The sequence below is a fragment of the Pararhizobium capsulatum DSM 1112 genome, assembly GCF_030814475.1.
GTDB lineage: Bacteria > Pseudomonadota > Alphaproteobacteria > Rhizobiales > Rhizobiaceae > Pararhizobium > Pararhizobium capsulatum.
The window spans coordinates 1,146,985-1,165,492 of the sequence record NZ_JAUSVF010000001.1 but is presented as its reverse complement, the minus strand read 5'-3'; the positions used below and the strand labels follow the sequence as shown (position 1 = coordinate 1,165,492).

The window sequence follows — 18,508 nt, the reverse complement described above, 5'->3', positions numbered from 1 at the left end:
ATGGCCTGAAGTCGGATAGCGTCGACATCGTCCCCCTAGCTTGCACATCGGGTGGGCGATATCGGATACCCGCTAAGTGCTCCGACGTGCCAGCGGCGCGGGCTTTAGGTTTTCCGTGCAGGTGTCTTCTAGGTGGCCACGTGGGGGCCTCGAAATCCCGTGGAGGAGAATCGAGAACAGGTCGGCCATCCGGTATGGCTTGGCCAGGAAGCAACCGCCATCAGGAAGTTCGTCAGGGCCAACGACCTGGCCGCCCGAGGCGACGATGATGACAGTTTTGCTGTCGCACCCCCTTACGAGGCGGGCAAGGTCGAGACCATTTAGGCTCCCGGGCATGTCGATATCTGTCACCATGGCGTCGATCCTGTCGTGCTTGCCAAGGACCGCGATAGCTTCCAGAACGTTACCTGCCTCGACGACTGCATATCCTTCATCCTGCAAGCACTCGGACAGCGTGAGACGAATAAGCGGGTCGTCCTCGACGACCAGAACCGTATGCTCATACAAAAATATGATCCGACTCCGGGGTTGTGGACATACGGAACGCACGAAATCTCCGCGTGCTCCGCCCACGACCAAAGTCTTTGCCAACAATATTAATAAAATGCCACCAGTCGCGTCGGGCCTTAAACGTTGCCGGCGTCATCGCGGCTCATAGCGGCCGGTTTTCCGCCGGCCCGTATCCTTCAATCGTTTAGGAACCCATGACTATGACCGCAAAAATCTTGCGCGGTCCGCTGCATACGCCCTCGCCTCCCGCTCGGTCCCAAAGCCGCGATGCTCACACAATCCTTGAGATTATAATCGACGCGATCCAAACCGTGCCGTGTGCACGGACCGAGACAGCTACCGTCGCGGGCTTGTCGCGGGGGGTGGAAAATTAACATGGCGGCGAGGCTTATCTTACCGCCCTGATGGTCTGCGAGGCCGTCTTACGCGGTAGCGAAGACGACACGGCCGAAGACGCTCGGGCGGCTTTTATAGAGGCGGCGCATTGAGGGGGGCCTTTCCGTCTCTGGCGACGATGACGGCCCCGATATCTAGGATTTTCGGTGATCTAGTTTTAGGCATTTCCGTTCTGCTATATCGGTGCCATGAAATCAGACAATCCGCCGATCAAGCATCATTACATACCAGCGTTCTACCTGAGCCGTTGGGCCGTCTCGGGCAAGGTAACGGAGTTTGCCAAGGTCTACGGCGGCAGGGTCGTTTCCAAGGGGAAAGCGCCCGAAGCTACAGGCTTTCAAGAACGCCTGTACGAAATGAGGGGGCATAATCCGGCCCATGCTCAACAGTTCGAGGAACACTATTTCAAGCCTGTGGACACGATGGCAGCGGATGCCCTCGAAATGCTCTATCGGCACGGCCACAACGCGCCTTGGACGGCAAAGAGCCGCACGGCATGGACGCGGTTCGTGCTGTCGCTCCTGCTGCGATGTCCAGAGTACATAGAAACGTTTCGGGACTGGTGGCATGATGATTTCGGGCGCACAGCGCCAAGGCCGAAAGCGACTATCTGAAATCGCGAAAGCCTGGCGATCCCGCGACGTTCTCGGAATATCTCGTCGGGCAATCGATCGCAGTCAAAGAGTCGTATATGTTCAAGACGTTGAACACGCTCCTTGAGCATGACAGCGTAGGGACGAACATAAACCAAATGGAATGGCGGATTCTGGAAACGGCCGCCTCCGCTCCGTTGCTTCTCACGTCGGATCGTCCTGTTATCCGCACCAACGGACTTATAAGCGAGCGCGGCCACATCGCCTTGCCGATTGGTCCACGGCTGCTTTTTATCGCCTCGCACGACACGCGCTTTCTGCGCGATCTCCTGCGGGCCGATCAAACGGGCCTCGTCAAGGAATGCAATCGACAGGTGGTCGAGGGCGCGGTGCGCTTCGTCTTCGCGGCCGACGAAAGCCAAGCCCGCTTTATCGAAAATCGGTTCGGCAACGAGCCTCAACCGCGCCTGATGGAGCAGATTATCCATCGTCGGCGCACTGCTGAAGAGGCCGTTTCCTAGCTTCCAATAAGGAATGTTATCGGCACCCAGGCCGTCAAACGAGCATAGGAGCGATGGGAACCGAGAGGCGCTTAGCTTCAACAAAAACCTCAAGAGCCCAGCATTTCCGAAGTCTTCGCAGAACTGCGCTGTAGATAAAGCGGGAAAAGGAGACGCCTTACCCAGGAGTGTATTGGCGAAATTACGTGTCAGTCTTAGGTTGAGACAAATAGTAAGCCGGGATTCGTCGATGGCACACGTGGCAAGAAACTGTGCTTTCGCCTTACCGAGTGAACGGTCTACCCGCTCCCATCTTGTCGGCTCGCGTTCGGCCACAGGGCTCGGATTGTGGACGTGTCCGACCGCTGATGCCAGAGGACCATTGAAAAGCTGGCGGACCTAGTTCCGTCGTCTGCGCACGCTCTAAGACAATCAGGGGAGCCCTCCTTTTGGCTTAGCCCTGCCTTCGTAAGACAGGATTTTAGCGCGAAATGGGTCGTTTCAAATAGCGGAGGTAGCCGCCAGCTGCGCCGCCGATCCTCGCGTTTGCTTCGGATCGACCCTTTCGAACGCGAAACAGTTAGCGCAAATGGCGACGAGGACAGCCCTATCATTCGCTCGCTTTGGGGGCTTCCTTTAGGCGAACCATGATTATTTTATGATTGTCTGCTGCGCGTTCGACAGTGACGAGACCGGACGCTTTGACGAGGTCACTTAACCTGGGGAAACCGTAGTTACGTGCGTCGAAGTCGGGAGCTTGCTTTGCCAAATGGTCGCCCACCCGCGCTAGGTTGGCTCGCCCGTCTTCGTCGGCGGTTGCTATAACCGCCTTAATCAGCATGTTCCGAGCTGCCTTGTTCAAACCCACTTTCTTGGGTGGAACTGTTGCGGCTGCAGGTTTCGCCTCAGCGGGCTTCTGAGGAACCGGAGCCACGGCTTCATCAACTTCTTCGGCCTGTCCACTCAGCACGTCGAAATATACGAATTTGTCGCAAGCGGTAATGAATGGCCGAGGTGTCTTGCGTTCACCGAACCCGTAGACGGTGACCGCCTGTTCACGGATGCGGGCGGCGAGACGTGCAAAATCACTATCGCTGGAGACAATGCAGAAACCCGAAAAGCGTCCCGTGTAGAGCAGGTCCATAGCGTCGATGATCATTGCACCATCGGTCGCATTCTTTCCGCTTGTATAGGCGAACTGTTGGATTGGCTGAATCGAATGCTCGAGCAGGCATTCCTTCCAGCCCTTCAAGTTGGGACCTGTCCAGTCGCCGTAAATGCGTTTAACGCTGGCCGTCCCATAGTCGGCAATTTCCGCCATCAGACCGACAATTATCTTTGGCGAAGCATTATCGCCATCGATAAGAAGGGCGAGCGTTCCCGAGTTGTTTGTTGCCATGATCACTCCCTAAGATGGCAACAGATTACACAATAGTAATCCGTTGGCCACCTCGCCGATGGTCTCTCATCAACCGACCTTCCGTCCAATGGGACTGTTTGCGTGAAGCAGTGACATCAGCATCGGTCCGATCGCCAATTCCCCGGCCGCGGTTCGCCTTGTCAGGTCGCGAAGCTAGCCGCCCGCCGACTTGATGTGACCGCCTCGCTCGAGGATGCAGGCAATCACGGTTGCGACATTTTCGGGTCCCATCGCCGCGCAGCCCGGCTCTTAGGCTGACGGGCTGACACCCAGCATGGATCGCACTACAACAGCGGCGGCCATCAAGTCGCGCCAATTGGTGATCTGTCCACTTGGGCGGTAGTCGGAAATATCCGGGCAAGCCTGCAGGTCCATTCCAAGGGGGAACGATTTCGATGCGCCGCCCTCGCCTATCGGCCTTCTGGTGACCTTCTCCCCTCCCCCGACGTCGCCGGCGGATTTCGAGTTTTCGTTTTCCGCAGCTATCGGTCGCCCAGGTTGTCAGCGATGAAATCGCCAATGCCGCGGCATCCCTTGCTTTCAGCCCAAACGTGTATGCCTTGCCGTCAGCCATGATATCGGCTGAAACGGCTTTGCCCGTCTTGAGGAGTTGATCACAGCCCGGGGAAACACTGCGACATCCGTTTCTGCTCACGTACTCGATTGTCCCATCTTAGCAGGAATATCCCGCGCGGGTTGCTTTCCACCTTTCCGTCACTGGATGTCGCGGGACGGCTGGGGGACACCTACCGAGCGGCAATGCGTCCTGCTCTGAAGTGGCACCGATCGGTATGGATGTTTACATCGCGTGCCGCCGTATGTTCCAATTGTGCGACACCCATGCGTTTATTCAATCTAGGTTCCCCTCGGCTTTTTCCGTTTTAAGGCCGGTTGAACGCGTCATTTAAAAGGCAGATGACGAGCGACACCATGCGTTTTCACCGCTCCTTGATGGTAGTGGTTCGACTATTCCTTGCGCGACCATGTTTGCTCCTTGCGAGGTGCGCGAAGATGATTGCCATGAAACACTAAGGGGGGGAAAATCCATGCTGAGAGCAATCGGTAGAGCTTTGATGTCGGCTTTGAGCGGGCTTTGGAAGAATACATTGGGCGTCGTGAATTGGTGTGAGCAATTGTTGCGCTGGCCTTTTTCGGTGATCGTTGGAAACGGTGGTCGAGCGATGCCAACCCCGGGATACAAGCCGGACGTCAGTTCGACGCAGCTACTCGAGGAATTCGACGAGGCGCGAGCGCGCCGTGCTGCCGTACATACGCTTGACCGCGACGGCGTTGATACCGTTCTTAGCTATACGCGAACCACTCCGGCCGGTCGCGCGACGTTCGACCTCGGTCCGGTAAAAGAGGACCTAAGGACAGCGTTGCTCGACATGAGCGACCTTGAACTCGACGCGCTCGGTCGAGCTGGTCTCTCCGCGATCCGCAAGTTCGTGGACGGAAAGCCGCACGGAGTCTTCGGAGTCCGAGCGTTCACACCCGGGCAACCTATCAAGGCGGTAGTCCCAGAACGGACGGAGCCAAAGACCGTTCAGGAGCGGATGCTCTGGCGAGTGCGAGCGAGAGCCGAAAAGGCCGGACTTCAGTTTCAGATGCCCCGATAACCAGAAGCTCGCCATCTCGGCGGGCTTCTTTCATTTCAGTTCATCGCCTGGATCAGGCGGGACGTCTGGAGCGCGGTCGAGGATAGCCTTGGCCTTTGCGATCGTCTCCTCGACCGCAACGCTTTCGTCGTGATCCCGTTCGGACAAGCCGAGGCGGACGGCGAGACCCTTGGCGAAATTGGCGCGCATCTCCTTTGGCTTTATCCAGCGCCGTATCGAGGTCTTTTGCGTCGAGCAACTCGAGCATTACCGTATGCAGTTCTGGATGTTCGTAGACCAGATCGCCAAAATGTCGGCGGATGCGTTGCCACTGCTCCTCGCTCAGCTCAGGCATTACGCACGCCCCTTCATGCGGTCAATGTAAGCTTGGCGCTGCTGGCATGCGGCGCGGAGCGACTGGTTCTCGGCTTCGAGTTCGGCGAGCATTTCCATAGCGGCGCGCGCCATGGCTTCCATCTCGCCAGCATGGTTGATCGCGGTCGTCAAAGCGTCGTCATAGCGGGCCTGATAGCGAGCCTCCCGTGCAGCGGCAAGTCCGTCCCCGATGGCAGAGGCAAGGCCGACACCCGCGGCGGCGAGGACCATCATCCCGCCGGCATTTCCCATGGCCGCGCTGTATGCCGGGTTTCCGATGTTCGCCATGTCGCGCCTCCGTTGCATATTCGTCGTCATCTATGCCGGGCACGCCGGGCTCCGGCAAGTCGACCTCTTTGCTTTTGGCGATCGATCCGTTAACGGGCAAAGAAATCGAAGCGTAGGAAGCACACCGTGAAATTCAAGCGTCCCCGGATTGTCGAATGGTGGATTGATCTCCATCACCCACCCCCGGTTATGAAAGCGCGACAAGGAACTCGTCGGGGCGACTAATGAGCAGCGCATGCGGGAGTACCGGGAGTCGAAGCGACTGTATCGGCAGACCTATATGGAGTTAGGATTGGCAACCATGGTTGCCACATTGCTGGCTGCCGCAGTCTGGCATGCCATCTCGTAGCGTGCCTCCGTGCCTGTCAATCGATGTGCCGGGCATCGCGAAGGAGAGCAATGTCTGCCGCCGTCTTTGGCGTGAATGATACAAACTCATCGGCTGTGACAAGGCCGAGGCCAAGTTGGTCGATCAAAGCCCGGTCGCGTTGCCCCCAAAGCAAGGCAATGCCCTTCGGCGCGAGGATGTCTCTCGCTCCGCCATTCCGTCGGATGCGTTTCATGTAGTCGTGCTGCTGAGCCAGGGCGCTGACCTGCTGTCGCGAGATCGGTTTCCCTTGGACCTTTTCGAACAATGCCGCAATGCGGTTGGTACCGCCTCTTGCGGACATGATCTCGTTGCGATCCACGACTGATAAGACTTCCCAGAAATTCGGCGGATACGGATGCTGACGGAGTATCCACCAGATGTTCACGTGCTGCGCCGCCAAAAGCTGGCCCTTGCCATCCTGGTTTGTACTCAGGCGCAAATACTCAGGCCGACAGATCACGACACCAACGTCGCATAGCGCGGTTTTCTCCGATGACCTAACGAGGAGTGCCGGCCTACCGATTACCTCTCTCGGAAGCATCCAGTCGCGTCCGGTTGTGTTTTTGATGTCGATCTCGGTGCCGTCGACCAGCATGTCTAGGGTCGCGCCTTTTGGGACACCGAGGTAGTTCCTGATCAGGATTTCGACTTTGGTGCCGACGTAGGTCTTTTCGGTCTTCTCGGTTTCGCCGAGTGTGAAACGGCTCGTTCTCGGAGCGTCGATGACTTCGTCGAAGGCCTGACGCAGCAGAACGGGGACTTCCACCGCGAATTTGTCGAAGCCGCCGGCATGCCGAAGGAGCGCGGCTACCAGTCTGGAGACGAGCAAATAATCCTGATGTAACGAATCGAGTGGAACCTGCGACATGCCGGCGATGATCGCCGGACATGGTTAGCGGATCGTTAAGATATCAACCTGCGAGTGCCGAAACGGGACGACTCGCGCGTGTCTCAATGGCTTCCCGGATTTTTGAGGCCACGGCCTTGGCAACAGGAGGCGGAAACGCGTTGCCGACCTGGCGGTAGGCGGCGGTTTTCTTCCCGGTGAACTGCCACTGGTCGTCGAAGCCCTGAATGCGTGCGGCCATCCGAACCGTCAGCCGGGGCATGCCGACGAAGTCGCGTTCGGGTGCTTCCTCGGCGATCGACTTGCCGTTAACGCCGAGCGTCGCCCATGCCGTGCGTGCGCGTGTCGGGCCGAGGTCAGGACCACCGTGCTTCTTCGAGCCGCCGACCAGCGTCGGCGCGACGTCATTGGCGCGTTTAGCCCAAGCCTTCGCGCCCTTCCAGCCGTTTGCGGCCATGAGGTCAACCAGCGTCTCGCCGACGGTCGGCGCGTCGAACGGCGACGGGGACGGCCACTCGAAATTGTCCTTGATGTCATCGCGCAGCGCCACGATCAGAACGCGCGGCCGAAGCTGCGGCACGCCGTAGTCCGAAGCGTTGAATAGACGCCAGTGGGCGTCATAACCGAGCTTCTTCAATTCGCCCTTGATGAAACCACGGTAGTCCTCGAAGACGGCACTGAGGAAACCACGAACATTTTCGATCATCACGGCTTTGGGGCGCGTCTCGTCGACGAGACGGATCGCGGCAGGAAACAAGTTGCGTTCATCCTTGTCACCGAGTTGCTTGCCGGCGACGGAGAACGGAGGGCATGGCAGGCCGCCCGCAAGAAGGTCGATTCCCTTGTATCCTGTGCCGTCAAATAACGACAGGTCTTCTTCGTGAACGGTCCACTGCTTGCGATTCAGGCGAAGCGTCTCACAACAATCGCGGTCAATCTCGACGACGCCGGAGTGGTCGAAACCTGCCAGCTCCAGGCCGCGCGCTTGTCCACCGGCCCCGGCGCACATTTCGAGCGAGGTAAGGGACATTGGGGGGCCTCCATACATGAACATACAGGAACAAAAGAAGAACGTACCCGCCATAGCACGCCTACCGACTCGGCGCAACGGTTCATCCATCAAGCTATCCGTACAAGGTTTCGCCAAACTTAACCGGGTGAACGGAGCAAGAACCCACAGGATTACTTTTCGCCGAGGAAGTCGCCTATTTGGATGCGGACCGCTTCCATATCCCGGAGCTGGCATTCCCAGATGACGAGGACCCGCCAACCGGCCGCCTCGAGCAGGGCTAGGTTCTTCCGGTCTCGCTCGACGTTGCGGTCCATTTTCGGCCCCCAGTATGCCCGGTTCGATTTTGACTCCGAACGGGCTTCCCAGCATGCTGGGTCGTAGCGAACGTGGGCGTGCCAATAGCATCCCCTGACTTCGATGATCTTCCGCCGAGGACCGAAGGCGATATCGGGCTTGCCCGGAAGGTCCTTTCGGTGCAGCCGATATCGATATCCCAGTGAATGCACCAGTCTTCGAACGATCATTTCGGGTTTGGTGTTCGTGGAACGGATGCGCGCCATGTTCGCGCTACGCCGTTCAGCAGAGAGGAGTTTCACTTGTGCGCCCAATCAATGTTCTCCGCGAAACCTGCTTTGTTGTTCCCTGTTTTTGCGCTATCCAGCATGAACAGAATTCTATCTTGGGTTGGATGTCTGCATGAGCAGTATAGATAACGTTCTTTTTTCCGGGTTCGAAGAGAACCTGGATACTACGGAACTTGAAGAGGCCGCAGAAGCATTCTGCGCGGGATTCAACCCCCTTGAGCGCGCCGCTATGATTCTCTTGAAAGACGACCTTACAGGCGCGGCGTTTACCGAGTGCCATGTTCAAGGCGGACCAGATTATCACGAAGGGAACGACCGATGTCCCCTTGGACCCAGACGAGGCTCCCGAATATCGTACCAATCGTGACGGTGTATATAGCCATGCCGCCTTTGAACGGATGCAACAGGATGCCCTTCTCGGTCGCAAGTTTAGCAACATCGTTTGTGAGTATTCGCCCGGGAAAACGCGGAGCTTGGAGGTCATCGGTGGCCAACACCGGTTTGAAGCGATTGCTGGTGGTGTTTCGGCTGGCGTAAATGTTTTTAACGGCTTGAAGGTTTACTTCAACCTGAACAAAGAACAACGCCTTGATGTTCAGGTAATCTCAAACACCAACATCTCGGTTCCGACCGACCTCCTTGATCGCATGTTTGCCACGATTGAGGGGACGGACCTCCGTGAGTGGTGCCAGAAGTGTGGCGTACTCGAAAAGGGACGCGACTTTGCTGATATGAATAAGAGGGGTAACCCTATCACGGTCAAGGAGGCTCGAACCTTTATTGTGAACTACTTTCTCGGTCGAGCAATATCTCCGGACAAGTTCGAGTACGTTGAAACTACGCCTGTAGTAGTCGAGTCGGGCACCCGCAATCCCAAGCTTTGGATTCGGGCGAAAGAGGAAAACCTGGATCGTCGAGCCATCCGGCCGTGCCATGCTGCCAATCTAGGTAAAGCGTGTAGTTGCTCCGGTCATCGATTTCGCGCGCTCGTGCCGCATCTCCTTCGACTTTACCGCGACATCGTCCAGCTGCGGTGCTCCGTTTGGTCGCCCATTTCGGGCTATGGCAAATCCAGCACGAGAGGATTTATAGACCAATTTAGGATTAGGGGGCGGGCATGACCAGTAGCGGAAAGACCTATCGCAGATACACGAACCTCGGGGCAGCGATTCACATGCTTCAAACGAAACAGATCACGCTGCTGAGCCCAGAGAAATGGGACGACGGCAACGACCGCCATTTCATGGAGGTCTATAAAGACAAAAGGAACCTTCAGACCCTGGTGGCCATCTGCCTTGCGAATGACGCGGATACCTACGGTCACTGGCGCGTGTTCTCACCCGCCGGCGATGGCGTCTGCGTCGTCCTGCGAAAGGACCTCTTGATAGCGTCGTTCGAGGGCGTGCCTGGAGTCAGGCACGGTGAAGTCGACTATAGAGAGATCAAGCATCTCAATGGCCACCCGCCGACGGTCTACGAACTTCCGTTCCTAAAGCGATGGCCGGGTCGCTCGGAGCGGGAATACAGAGTGCTCTACGAGCATGCCACCGAAGGAACCAAAGCCAAAGACTTTCCTCTGCCGGATGGCTGCATAGCCGACGTTGTTCTCAGCCCTTGGATGCCCGAGTCTTTGGTCGCGTCCGTCAAGCGGACGTTGAAATCGATCGAGGGTTGCAGTGGCATCTCGATGTACCAAAGCACACTGGTCAAAAACCACGAATGGACCTCCATAACCGACAGGGCACGCAACGATGGCCGATAGACCGTCCTTCGAAGAAGTCGTCGCAGGACTTGAGACCAAATCCGACAAGATTCGAGCGCTTGCCAAAGCTGGGTATCTCCGGACTGAAATCAGCGGCCTCCTCAAGATCAGATACCAGCATGTGCGCAGCGTCCTAACAAAGGCAGGCATCACCGCTGGCATGACACGCGAGGTCCAGTTGGAGCGTGAGCCGGTAACGGTCTCGTTGGAGGAAGAGGAGAACCTGCCGACAATAGAACCAACATCGTGGGAAGTCCTCCTGCGGGGCGGATTCCTATTCCTGGGAGAGTGGCAGCCTGGCGACGACGGTTTCGTCCTCGATGCTCGAGCGCCCACTGACGGGGGTGTTTACGCCTTTGTCGTGGATGATTTTGTGAAGTATGTGGGCCTGACTCAGCGTGGCCTCCGGGCTCGGCTCGACGCCTACCGGCGGGGCCATGAACGACAGAGAACGAACGCGAGAGTCAAGGCGCTGATCATGGAAGCTCTCTCCAGCGGAAAACGAGTCAAGGTGCTGATCGCCCTGCCCGATGCGCAAAGCTGGGGAGGATTACCAGTCAACACGGCCGCGGGCCTCGAGGCTGGCTTGATCGCCAAAATCCAACCGCCGTGGAACATCCTCGGCGTTGGCTGAGATTTGCGAGCAGTCGATAGAGGTCGAAATGGATATTAGTCTAGCCCTTTGCAGGATGCTGGCTCAACAACTGCATCGAATAGGTGGAATGCCATATCCTCGTCGAGCCAGCCCGCCGTTCCGTGCTCCCGATCCATACAGAGCGTGTCGTTGCTCTGGTCCTTGACCTCTCGCGTGGCACGCCGCATTTCGCCGAAGTGCATTCGATAGATTGAGCCAAACCTGCCAGCCGAGATAACATAACACCCCTCCGCGACGGCGTCCTTGTCTAGAACGTAGACTGTTGGATGCTAAAATGGAATGTCGTCGTCAATCTGGAAGCTTCCGCTGCTCGCCCCCCCTGCGCCGGTCCAGGACGTTCTGGAATCGTTGGTGTAGTCGGATTCGTCGATGCCCGAACCCGTGTCACCACGACCGCCCAGCATGGTCAGCGTCGAGTTGAAGCCCTGCAGGACGATTTCTGTCGAGTAACGGTCGTGACCGTCCTTGTCCTGCCATTTCCGGGTTTGCAACTGTCCTTCGACATAGACCGTCGCGCCCTTCTTCAGATACTGCTCGGCGACCTTGCAGAGACCTTCGTTGAAGATTACTACGCGGTGCCATTCGGTCTTTTCCTTGCGCTCGCCAGAATTGCGGTCGCGCCAGCTTTCCGACGTCGCTATGTTCAGGTTGGCGATCGGTCGGCCGTCCTGCGTATGCCGGATTTCCGGGTCCGCCCCGAGGTTTCCGATCAAAATCACCTTGTTGACGCTTCCTACCATTTCACTTGCCTTACTGCCGCGCAATGGCGACTCCGCCTGGACGTGAGTCGCTGGAACAAATCCAGTGATGTCGCCCGATTAGCCAAAACGGCAAGGGAAGCATTCCCCTGGCCACATATGCAAACTTCACCTGCCCCTCGGGTGCGGGAGAAGTCTACAAGAAACCTGACTGTTCCATCCTATCCCTAGAAAGTTTTGTGGTCACTTGGCTGGTTGGTCTTCGCTGTTGGACGGAGCATACCGGAAACCACGCCTCGTGGCCCAATCCGTCACGGTGACAACTTGCCCTTCTCGTCGCCGAATTTACCAATAACTGGAGTAACGTTTCGGCCTGCCGCGATATTCGTCTTTGCCGCTCTCAGGGGATGGTTGCGCGGCACAGTTCAAACCCGCGACGCGCGGGCGCGGAACGCTCTACAGTCCGCAATGGACTCACTTGACGCCGGGAAGACCGAAAAGCCCCTGTGGGAGAACGATCCCGACAAGATGCATTCCTTCCGATGGATCGTGGCGGGGTTCCCGACGCGACGCGAAGGAGACTGTTCTGCAAGGAAGGAACCCAAAGCTATTTTATGGCTTACGCAGCCCATATGGAGCGCGAGGGCGCGAGCTTTGTCCAGCAGCAAGTAGGTGCTGGCGAATTGGGCATATCGACGGCGACGTAAATCTGAGGGCTTGGCAACTTCGCGAATATGGCGCTATGGGTGTGACAGCGAAGGTTGCATTGAATGCCTGGCGCGGACGGGAAAAGAGAATTGGAATGAAACGACTTGGAACTATGACTGCTGCAATCCTTCTCACTATTCCTGCGATCGCGATGGCAGAAAATGGAATGTTCGTTATTGAGGGGAGGTGCCAAAAACTCCAAATTGGGGAACATGATTTTTCAAATATTTGTAGTTCGAAGGCGGTAAGCACCTCTTACGATGACGGCCGAGTGGGCTTCCACTTCGTCACGAATGGAGGAGTAGCGCTTACATTTAGCGGACTCGACCTTCCCAACATCTCAGAAGACGAGGATGAAACTGGGATAGATTCGATCATCCTAAATGTTGGTGGTGGAACCAAATCCTCAAAAATTTCCGCTGTTGGGAGATGCCGTTATGGAAATCCGTTCAAGGGAAAAATGACGATCGATTGCAAAGCTAAGACTGGTGGAATGGCGTACCACGCCCGGTTTAAGACGAACGGAAAACCACCGAAATGAAGGCATGGTAGGTGGGTGTCTATGACATTCTGCGTTGAGAGGAACGCCCTCCGCCGCCTTACGGAGGTGCCCAACACGTACATTTCGGAGAAGGTAGAGCATGCGTGAGGAACGTGCAGATCGACCACGACGGCAACTGGTGTAAGGAGAGCTGAACCGTCCTCGTCCTTCTAAAAATGATATGGTGACCGTCATAGGACGAAAAAGCTGCCGCCCTACATCGGGTTTTTGTTTGCCTGCGTTGAGAAGAACACCGAGACGGTCGGCACGGATGCAACTATCCGTTCGTGACTATGGCCTATTTGCAGACCGAGTACGCATGGGCGATTTCATCGCGCAGCGCATCGTTGCCGCTCCCAATCGAAACGGATATAGAGCCGGAGCCGATCGGAAATTTCGCGCTTCTCCCGTCGTAAAGATCGCGAAGAAGGTTCGCACCCGTGGCATCGAAATCGTAATTGATCGACGCTCGATCTCCGTCATCCATGGGGACCTTGATGACTGAATAGGTTGAGCTCAGTTCACTCTTTCTGAGCTTCACCACACCGTGCCCTTTCGCCACCGCGGTAAGGTCTTCCAAGGCGAAGATACCAAGTGAGACCGTAATGCTTTCGCCTGGTCGGCATGTAACTCTGAAACTTTCAGAACCGATTTCGTATCCGTATGAAGAGACCCTGCAGGCATGCCACTGCGAGTCAGCCAAAGTTTGCTCTTTCATTCCGAAGCAGATGCCGAATTTGCTAAGGTTCACCTTATCCCTTTGCTCGCAAACCTTGTCCGTTTCAGGACCGGGGTAGGCACCTTGGCAACCATCGTTTAGCAGTCGGTACTTGGCAATCAATTCTTCTTGGTGTTGTGTCAGCGGTCGTTGGACATCGGGCGGCAGGATCGTGAATTCTGCGCGGCCCTCGATCCCATCGAACTTCATCTTCTGGAGAACGGGCGTCGTTACGAAGAACTTCATGTCGTCGCTCGCGGTCGCAGATGTGGCAAGGACGGTCGGCATTATCAACGGGATTAACGCAGCCAAGTATCGCACTAGTCAAATCTCCAGAACAGAAGAGGCAGGGGTCGGTATCACCGCATTTCGGCTTTGACCACGATGTATTTGCGGTTGCCCACAACCACCTTTGGCTAGCAGCTTCGTAATACGGGTGGACCCGGCAACCGGCTTCATCGAATTTGGCAACCAATGGCCAACGTATATTCGGAGGTGAGCTACGAGCGACCCCGTGAAAAATGTCTCCACGGGGTCATTATTTGACATCCTTCGGTTTCGCCGGCTCCTCATATCCATGATTGTCTATCTCAGTCCTGATGTCTTGAGGGCGGCCCGAGCACCGGCGCGACTCGACCAGCGCTCCGTGGAAAGCCAAGCGCCGGCGTGTTCAGGTGGCATGAATGGAAAGGCGGAGTCTGGCACCCCGTGCCGGAGCCGCAGCGGGAAATCCTGGTACCTGATGCTGCCCGCTACGGCTGCAATATTCACCTGAGCCAAACTTTTAGCCTATTCATACTCGTTCCGTTCTCGTTTGGCCCTTCATTCGAGTCGGCGCTTCTCCCTCGCGGCTGCGTCTCGCAAAACGGTAGGAAGGTCGGCGGAAACGACAGACGGAATAAGGGAGACTTCGTCGAAAAAATTCGACCACTCCCTACGCCCTCGGGCTCTAGGGCGAATGGTAGGCAAACGGTAGAGACTTTGGGAAAGCAACGCGGTTGATACCAATCCGCCGAGACTAGAGCCGCAAGTTATTGATTTTATTCAGGCTGAATGGTGCCCGGAGGCGGATTTGAACCACCGACACGCGGATTTTCAATCCGCTGCTCTACCAACTGAGCTATCCGGGCATCCCTGCTTCTTCAGCAGAAGTTTCCTTTTCGGAAACCGCGGGGCGCTTGGTTCGCCCCGGAAGTGAGCGGGGTTATAACATCTTGTTCGGCGGTGTCCAGCACCAAATGACGTTTTTTTCCAGGTTTTTGCAGAGCCGGCGAACTTGTTGAAATTGCTTGTTTATGGAGTGATTTTTTCAGCCGTTTCCGTCATCGCCATCCGCTTTCGTTTCGTCGTCGGCAACAGGAATGGCATAGGAGCCGCTGAGCCAGCGGTTCAGGTCGACATTGCGGCAGCGATCCGAGCAGAACGGATAATGTTCGCGGTGCGAAGGCCTGCCACATTCCGGACAAGGCACAGTCTTGCGCAGCGGCGCCACCTTCGCAGACGGCTTCTCGTCGTCACCTGCACTCATTCTCAGCCCTCCGTCCAGCGGCTGTGGATATCGTATCCCTCGCCGGAAAGCAGGTTCACGGTCTCCTGCAGGGGCAGGCCGACGACGTTGGTATAGGAGCCGATGAGCTTCACGACGAAGCTGCCGGCGATACCCTGAATACCGTAGCCACCCGCCTTGCCACGCCACTGGCCGGAGGCGATGTAGCTTTCGATATCGCGCGTGGAGAGCCGCTTGAAGCGGACCTTGGTGTCGACCACCTTCTGTCGCACGGCGCGCGTCGGGGTAATAAGGCAGATGCCGGTGTAGACGCGATGGCTGCGGCCCGACAGGAGATGCAGCGCGCTGGATGCGTCGCTCACCAGTTCCGGCTTGCCGAGAATACGCCGGCCGACGGAAACGACCGTATCGGCGGCGATAATATAGGCACCATCCCAGCCCGGTTCGCCCTTGGACGCCGCAAGTGCGGCGCGCGCCTTCTCCTCGGCAAGTCGCCAGGCAAGCGAGCGCGGATGCTCCGCCCGCTTCGGCGTCTCGTCAAGATCCATCGGCATCAGTCGATCGGGCTCGATGCCGGCCTGTGCCAGAAGTTCGACACGGCGGGGCGAGCCGGAGGCGAGGATAAGCTTTTGTGTCAACGCCATCGCAACAGGGCCATCGTTCGATTTCAGTTCAGGGCGGCTTTGGGATTGATCATTCGATCGCACCATATCTGGCCATTGCCAGCCGGCATAGCGAGCAGCCGGCGACCGTGCTTACTTGAAGCGATAGGTGATGCGGCCTTTGGTGAGGTCGTAAGGGGTCATTTCGACGAGCACCTTGTCACCCGCCAGAACGCGGATGCGGTTCTTGCGCATGCGGCCTGCGGTATGAGCAATGATCTCATGCTCGTTTTCAAGCTTCACGCGGAACGTCGCATTGGGAAGCAATTCGGTAACAACGCCCGGGAATTCGAGGACTTCTTCTTTCGCCATGTAGGATATGTCTTTCTGGTTTTAGTCGGGACAGCTTAAGGCGCCCATTCAAAATTTTGGCGGAAACTACACAATCACCGCCCATTTGTGAACAGCGATGATCCCGCTTTTGCTGGAATTGTCTGCCTATCGCATCTTGGCGGGCGTTTGTCCAAGCAAACGATGACGGATCAGCGCCGCCAGATGGTCTCGCACCTCCCGATAGGCCGTAACGATCTGCTCGCGAGTGCCTGTTGCGACGGTCGGATCGGGTGTCGGCCAATATACCACATCAATCGCCATGGATCGCGTGAGTTCGAGGGCTGCGTGATGGGCTTCCGGTGCAAGCGTGACGATCATATCGAAATAATCGTCTTCAAGTTCATCCAGTGTATGGGGCTGATGGCGGCCCGCGGTCAACCCCAACTCATCGAGCACCACATCGACGAAAGGATCGCGCTCGCCGATCCTGACGCCGGCGGAGGCGACATAGGTTCCCTGCGGCAACAGCGACTTGGCGAGCACTTCGGCCATCGGCGAACGGATGGCGTTCATGCCGCACATGAAGAGGATCGAGCGCGGCGGCTTCCTTTCCACTGCAAGCTCTGAAGCAACCGCCATCGTCACGGTCTCACCCGCGCCAATAGAGTACGCAGACCAGCGTGAACAGCCGGCGGGCGGTGTCGAAATCGACTTTGATCTTGCCCGATAGCCTGTCCATCAGGGTCTGCGAGCCTTCGTTGTGAATACCGCGCCGACCCATATCGATCGCCTCTATCTGGCTTGGCGTAGACTGGCGGATGGCCTCGTAGTAGCTTTCGCAGATCATGAAATAATCTTTCACGATGCGACGAAAGGGGGTCAGCGAGAGGATATGGGTGGCGACGTCCTCGCCGCCTTCAGTGCTGATGGCAAAAACCAGCTGCTTGGCATTGATCAGCGACAGGTTGAGCCTGTAGGGACCACCCGGATGATTGGTCGGCTCGAAGAAATTTTCCTCTATCAGATCGAAGATCGCCACCGCCCGCTCGTGCTCGACATCAGGGGTCGAGCGGCCGATGGTTTCATCCAGCACGACATCGCAAAGACGGTGGCTGGAGGGTTTCGTCATCCCTCGTCCCCGAGATTGAGGCGGATCGCAACCGAGCGTGCATGGGCTTCCAGCCCCTCGGAACGAGCAAGCGCGATCGCCGCCGGACCAAGGTCCCGCAGTTGATCGGCTCCAAGACGCAGGATCGAGGTGCGCTTCATATAATCCAGCACGCCAAGCCCCGAGGAGAAACGAGCCGAGCGCGCTGTCGGCAAGACGTGATTGGAACCGCCGACATAATCGCCGATGACTTCCGGCGTATGGCTGCCGACGAAGATCGCGCCGGCATTGCGAATTTTCGGGATCATGGCATCAGCACCGGCCAAGGCAAGCTCCAGATGCTCGGCAGCGATGCGGTTTGCCAGCGGAACGGCACCGTCCAGATCCGGCACAAGAATCACGGCGCCAAAATCGCGCCAGCTCGCCCGTGCCGTCTCGACGCGCGGCAGAAGCGCCAGCTGGCGCTCGACAGCCGCCTCGACGGCCGCCGCCAGCGGCGCATCGTCGGTGATCAGGATCGCCTGCGCGCCGACATCATGCTCGGCCTGGGCCAGGAGGTCTGCGGCGAGCCAATCGGGATTGTTGTCGCGATCCGCAATGACCAGCACTTCTGACGGGCCGGCGATCATATCGATGCCAACCGTGCCGAAGACCTGGCGCTTGGCAGCCGCGACATAGGCATTGCCCGGCCCCATGATCTTGGCAACGGGCGCGATGGTCTCCGTGCCGTAAGCAAGGGCTGCAATCGCCTGCGCGCCGCCGATCCGGTAAATCTCTTCAACACCGGCCATGCGCGCTGCAGCCAGCACAGCCGGGTTGATGACGCCGGCATTGGCCGGAACCACCATCACGATGCGCTCGACGCCTGCGACCTTTGCCGGCAGGGCATTCATCAGCACGGAGCTCGGATAACTTGCGGTACCGCCCGGCACGTAGAGGCCAACGGCATCGATTGCCGTCCAGCGGGAGCCGAGGCCGACCCCCATCGAATCCTCATAGATATCGTCCTTGGGCCGCTGGCGGGTATGATGCGCCTCGATGCGAACGGCCGCGACCTTGAGCGCGCCCAGGACTTCGGAGGGAACCGCGGCGATGGCCGCATCGATTTCCTCGGCACTCACCTTCATAGGAGTGATCGCCAGATCGAGGCCATCGAAACGACGCGTATAATCAACGAGCGCCGCATCTCCCCGCTGGCGTACATCCTCGATGATTTCCCGCACGGTTGCATTCACGTCTTCGGAGACTTCGCGCTTCGTCGTCAGGAAGGCTGCAAAATCAGCCTCGAAGGCGGGGGAAAGATAATCCAGACGAATAGCCACGCGATCAGATCCTTGTCATATGCGAATGTGGTCAAGCCGAAGCGGCTTCCTGCTGCCAGCG

At 57.5% G+C, this 18,508-nt stretch carries 23 protein-coding genes, 1 tRNA gene and 1 pseudogene; 8 read left to right on the top strand and 17 right to left on the bottom strand.

The window, feature by feature from the left end; genetic code table 11:
* Positions 1-72: 72 nt before the first annotated feature.
* On the bottom strand, positions 73-507 hold the full coding sequence (locus tag QO002_RS05525) for a response regulator (protein ID WP_307227483.1): 435 nt from the start codon (positions 505-507) through the stop codon (positions 73-75).
* Positions 508-914: 407 nt separating this feature from the next.
* Here QO002_RS05525 and QO002_RS05520 point away from each other — a divergent pair, with 407 nt between their 5' ends.
* The 3 genes from QO002_RS05520 (at position 915) to QO002_RS05510 (ending at position 2,020) form a co-directional block, all read left to right on the top strand.
* A complete protein-coding gene (locus QO002_RS05520; protein ID WP_307233181.1) occupies positions 915-998 on the top strand; it encodes a hypothetical protein in 84 nt (27 codons plus the stop codon).
* 96 nt (positions 999-1,094) lie between these two features.
* Positions 1,095-1,520: a DUF4238 domain-containing protein gene (locus tag QO002_RS05515; RefSeq protein WP_307227481.1), complete on the top strand. Its 426-nt coding sequence runs from the start codon at positions 1,095-1,097 to the stop codon at positions 1,518-1,520.
* Between the two features lie 137 nt (positions 1,521-1,657).
* On the top strand, positions 1,658-2,020 hold the full coding sequence (locus QO002_RS05510; RefSeq protein ID WP_307227478.1) for a DUF4238 domain-containing protein: 363 nt from the start codon (positions 1,658-1,660) through the stop codon (positions 2,018-2,020).
* A gap of 589 nt (positions 2,021-2,609) precedes the next feature.
* Here the strand turns inward: QO002_RS05510 and QO002_RS05505 are convergent.
* Both QO002_RS05505 and repC read right to left on the bottom strand, forming a co-directional pair.
* A complete protein-coding gene (locus QO002_RS05505) occupies positions 2,610-3,398 on the bottom strand; it encodes an NYN domain-containing protein (RefSeq protein WP_307227476.1) in 789 nt (262 codons plus the stop codon).
* A 69-nt stretch (positions 3,399-3,467) separates the two neighbouring features.
* Positions 3,468-3,824, bottom strand: a pseudogene (gene repC / locus QO002_RS05500) (replication initiation protein RepC); the annotation flags it as partial.
* A gap of 641 nt (positions 3,825-4,465) precedes the next feature.
* Here repC and QO002_RS05495 point away from each other — a divergent pair.
* Complete coding sequence (locus tag QO002_RS05495) at positions 4,466-5,038, top strand: hypothetical protein (protein WP_307227473.1); 573 nt, start codon at positions 4,466-4,468, stop codon at positions 5,036-5,038.
* A 30-nt stretch (positions 5,039-5,068) separates the two neighbouring features.
* Here the strand turns inward: QO002_RS05495 and QO002_RS05490 are convergent, their stop codons facing one another.
* The 5 genes from QO002_RS05490 to QO002_RS05470 form a co-directional block, all read right to left on the bottom strand.
* Positions 5,069-5,227 (bottom strand): hypothetical protein, encoded by a 159-nt coding sequence (locus QO002_RS05490; protein ID WP_307227472.1) that lies wholly within the window; start codon positions 5,225-5,227, stop codon positions 5,069-5,071.
* 144 nt (positions 5,228-5,371) lie between these two features.
* A complete protein-coding gene (locus QO002_RS05485) occupies positions 5,372-5,680 on the bottom strand; it encodes a hypothetical protein (protein WP_307227470.1) in 309 nt (102 codons plus the stop codon).
* 365 nt (positions 5,681-6,045) lie between these two features.
* On the bottom strand, positions 6,046-6,918 hold the full coding sequence (locus tag QO002_RS05480) for a NaeI family type II restriction endonuclease (RefSeq protein WP_307227468.1): 873 nt from the start codon (positions 6,916-6,918) through the stop codon (positions 6,046-6,048).
* 43 nt (positions 6,919-6,961) lie between these two features.
* Positions 6,962-8,017, bottom strand: a complete 1,056-nt coding sequence (locus QO002_RS05475) for a DNA cytosine methyltransferase (RefSeq protein WP_307227466.1) — start codon at positions 8,015-8,017, stop codon at positions 6,962-6,964.
* Positions 8,018-8,079: 62 nt separating this feature from the next.
* Entirely contained in the window at positions 8,080-8,505 is a 426-nt protein-coding gene (locus QO002_RS05470; RefSeq protein ID WP_307233179.1) for a very short patch repair endonuclease, read from the bottom strand.
* Positions 8,506-8,771: 266 nt separating this feature from the next.
* On the opposite strand from QO002_RS05470, the gene QO002_RS05465 reads away from it, so the two are divergent.
* The 3 genes from QO002_RS05465 to QO002_RS05455 are packed head-to-tail and all read left to right on the top strand — an operon-like array spanning position 8,772 to position 10,889.
* Positions 8,772-9,614: a hypothetical protein gene (locus tag QO002_RS05465; protein WP_307227464.1), complete on the top strand. Its 843-nt coding sequence runs from the start codon at positions 8,772-8,774 to the stop codon at positions 9,612-9,614.
* A complete protein-coding gene (locus QO002_RS05460) occupies positions 9,611-10,255 on the top strand; it encodes a hypothetical protein (protein WP_307227463.1) in 645 nt (214 codons plus the stop codon). The genes QO002_RS05465 and QO002_RS05460 overlap by 4 nt, the downstream gene beginning before the upstream one ends.
* Entirely contained in the window at positions 10,245-10,889 is a 645-nt protein-coding gene (locus QO002_RS05455; RefSeq protein ID WP_307227461.1) for a GIY-YIG nuclease family protein, read from the top strand. Before QO002_RS05460 ends, QO002_RS05455 begins: the two co-directional genes overlap by 11 nt.
* 290 nt (positions 10,890-11,179) lie before the next feature.
* Here QO002_RS05455 and QO002_RS05450 read toward each other — a convergent pair whose 3' ends face one another.
* Entirely contained in the window at positions 11,180-11,650 is a 471-nt protein-coding gene (locus QO002_RS05450; protein WP_307227459.1) for a single-stranded DNA-binding protein, read from the bottom strand.
* Between the two features lie 700 nt (positions 11,651-12,350).
* On the opposite strand from QO002_RS05450, the gene QO002_RS05445 reads away from it, so the two are divergent.
* The gene (locus QO002_RS05445; protein WP_307227457.1) at positions 12,351-12,857 is read left to right on the top strand and encodes a hypothetical protein; all 507 of its coding nucleotides are present in this window, start codon (positions 12,351-12,353) and stop codon (positions 12,855-12,857) included.
* Between the two features lie 298 nt (positions 12,858-13,155).
* Here the strand turns inward: QO002_RS05445 and QO002_RS05440 are convergent, their stop codons facing one another.
* From QO002_RS05440 to hisD, 8 genes are all read right to left on the bottom strand, one after another.
* A complete protein-coding gene (locus QO002_RS05440) occupies positions 13,156-13,821 on the bottom strand; it encodes a hypothetical protein (RefSeq protein ID WP_307227455.1) in 666 nt (221 codons plus the stop codon).
* 808 nt (positions 13,822-14,629) lie between these two features.
* Positions 14,630-14,705 (bottom strand) — tRNA-Phe (locus QO002_RS05435).
* A gap of 179 nt (positions 14,706-14,884) precedes the next feature.
* Entirely contained in the window at positions 14,885-15,103 is a 219-nt protein-coding gene (gene yacG / locus QO002_RS05430; RefSeq protein ID WP_307227452.1) for a DNA gyrase inhibitor YacG, read from the bottom strand.
* Between the two features lie 2 nt (positions 15,104-15,105).
* On the bottom strand, positions 15,106-15,726 hold the full coding sequence (locus QO002_RS05425; RefSeq protein ID WP_307227450.1) for a Maf-like protein: 621 nt from the start codon (positions 15,724-15,726) through the stop codon (positions 15,106-15,108).
* Positions 15,727-15,837: 111 nt separating this feature from the next.
* Positions 15,838-16,056, bottom strand: coding sequence for a translation initiation factor IF-1 (gene infA, locus QO002_RS05420; RefSeq protein WP_004435948.1), 219 nt, complete (start codon positions 16,054-16,056; stop codon positions 15,838-15,840).
* A 126-nt stretch (positions 16,057-16,182) separates the two neighbouring features.
* Positions 16,183-16,656 carry an arsenate-mycothiol transferase ArsC gene (locus QO002_RS05415; protein ID WP_307227447.1) on the bottom strand — a complete coding sequence of 158 codons (474 nt, stop codon included), beginning with the start codon at positions 16,654-16,656 and terminating at the stop codon, positions 16,183-16,185.
* Between the two features lie 10 nt (positions 16,657-16,666).
* A complete protein-coding gene (locus QO002_RS05410; RefSeq protein ID WP_307227446.1) occupies positions 16,667-17,146 on the bottom strand; it encodes a UPF0262 family protein in 480 nt (159 codons plus the stop codon).
* Positions 17,143-18,447, bottom strand: a complete 1,305-nt coding sequence (gene hisD / locus QO002_RS05405) for a histidinol dehydrogenase (RefSeq protein ID WP_307227443.1) — start codon at positions 18,445-18,447, stop codon at positions 17,143-17,145. The genes QO002_RS05410 and hisD overlap by 4 nt, the downstream gene beginning before the upstream one ends.
* Positions 18,448-18,508 lie beyond the last annotated feature (61 nt).

Coding starts and splice junctions, on each gene's coding strand:
- QO002_RS05520 (WP_307233181.1), top strand. CDS start 915: ATGGTCTGCGAGGCCGTCTTACGCGGTAGCGAAGACGACACGGCCGAA.
- QO002_RS05515 (WP_307227481.1), top strand. CDS start 1,095: ATGAAATCAGACAATCCGCCGATCAAGCATCATTACATACCAGCGTTC.
- QO002_RS05510 (WP_307227478.1), top strand. CDS start 1,658: ATGGAATGGCGGATTCTGGAAACGGCCGCCTCCGCTCCGTTGCTTCTC.
- QO002_RS05505 (WP_307227476.1), bottom strand. CDS start 3,398: ATGGCAACAAACAACTCGGGAACGCTCGCCCTTCTTATCGATGGCGAT.
- QO002_RS05495 (WP_307227473.1), top strand. CDS start 4,466: ATGCTGAGAGCAATCGGTAGAGCTTTGATGTCGGCTTTGAGCGGGCTT.
- QO002_RS05490 (WP_307227472.1), bottom strand. CDS start 5,227: ATGCGCGCCAATTTCGCCAAGGGTCTCGCCGTCCGCCTCGGCTTGTCC.
- QO002_RS05485 (WP_307227470.1), bottom strand. CDS start 5,680: ATGGCGAACATCGGAAACCCGGCATACAGCGCGGCCATGGGAAATGCC.
- QO002_RS05480 (WP_307227468.1), bottom strand. CDS start 6,918: ATGTCGCAGGTTCCACTCGATTCGTTACATCAGGATTATTTGCTCGTC.
- QO002_RS05475 (WP_307227466.1), bottom strand. CDS start 8,017: ATGGATGAACCGTTGCGCCGAGTCGGTAGGCGTGCTATGGCGGGTACG.
- QO002_RS05465 (WP_307227464.1), top strand. CDS start 8,772: ATGTTCAAGGCGGACCAGATTATCACGAAGGGAACGACCGATGTCCCC.
- QO002_RS05460 (WP_307227463.1), top strand. CDS start 9,611: ATGACCAGTAGCGGAAAGACCTATCGCAGATACACGAACCTCGGGGCA.
- QO002_RS05455 (WP_307227461.1), top strand. CDS start 10,245: ATGGCCGATAGACCGTCCTTCGAAGAAGTCGTCGCAGGACTTGAGACC.
- QO002_RS05450 (WP_307227459.1), bottom strand. CDS start 11,650: ATGGTAGGAAGCGTCAACAAGGTGATTTTGATCGGAAACCTCGGGGCG.
- QO002_RS05445 (WP_307227457.1), top strand. CDS start 12,351: ATGGGTGTGACAGCGAAGGTTGCATTGAATGCCTGGCGCGGACGGGAA.
- QO002_RS05440 (WP_307227455.1), bottom strand. CDS start 13,821: ATGAAGTTCTTCGTAACGACGCCCGTTCTCCAGAAGATGAAGTTCGAT.
- yacG (WP_307227452.1), bottom strand. CDS start 15,103: ATGAGTGCAGGTGACGACGAGAAGCCGTCTGCGAAGGTGGCGCCGCTG.
- QO002_RS05425 (WP_307227450.1), bottom strand. CDS start 15,726: ATGGCGTTGACACAAAAGCTTATCCTCGCCTCCGGCTCGCCCCGCCGT.
- infA (WP_004435948.1), bottom strand. CDS start 16,056: ATGGCGAAAGAAGAAGTCCTCGAATTCCCGGGCGTTGTTACCGAATTG.
- QO002_RS05415 (WP_307227447.1), bottom strand. CDS start 16,656: ATGGCGGTTGCTTCAGAGCTTGCAGTGGAAAGGAAGCCGCCGCGCTCG.
- QO002_RS05410 (WP_307227446.1), bottom strand. CDS start 17,146: ATGACGAAACCCTCCAGCCACCGTCTTTGCGATGTCGTGCTGGATGAA.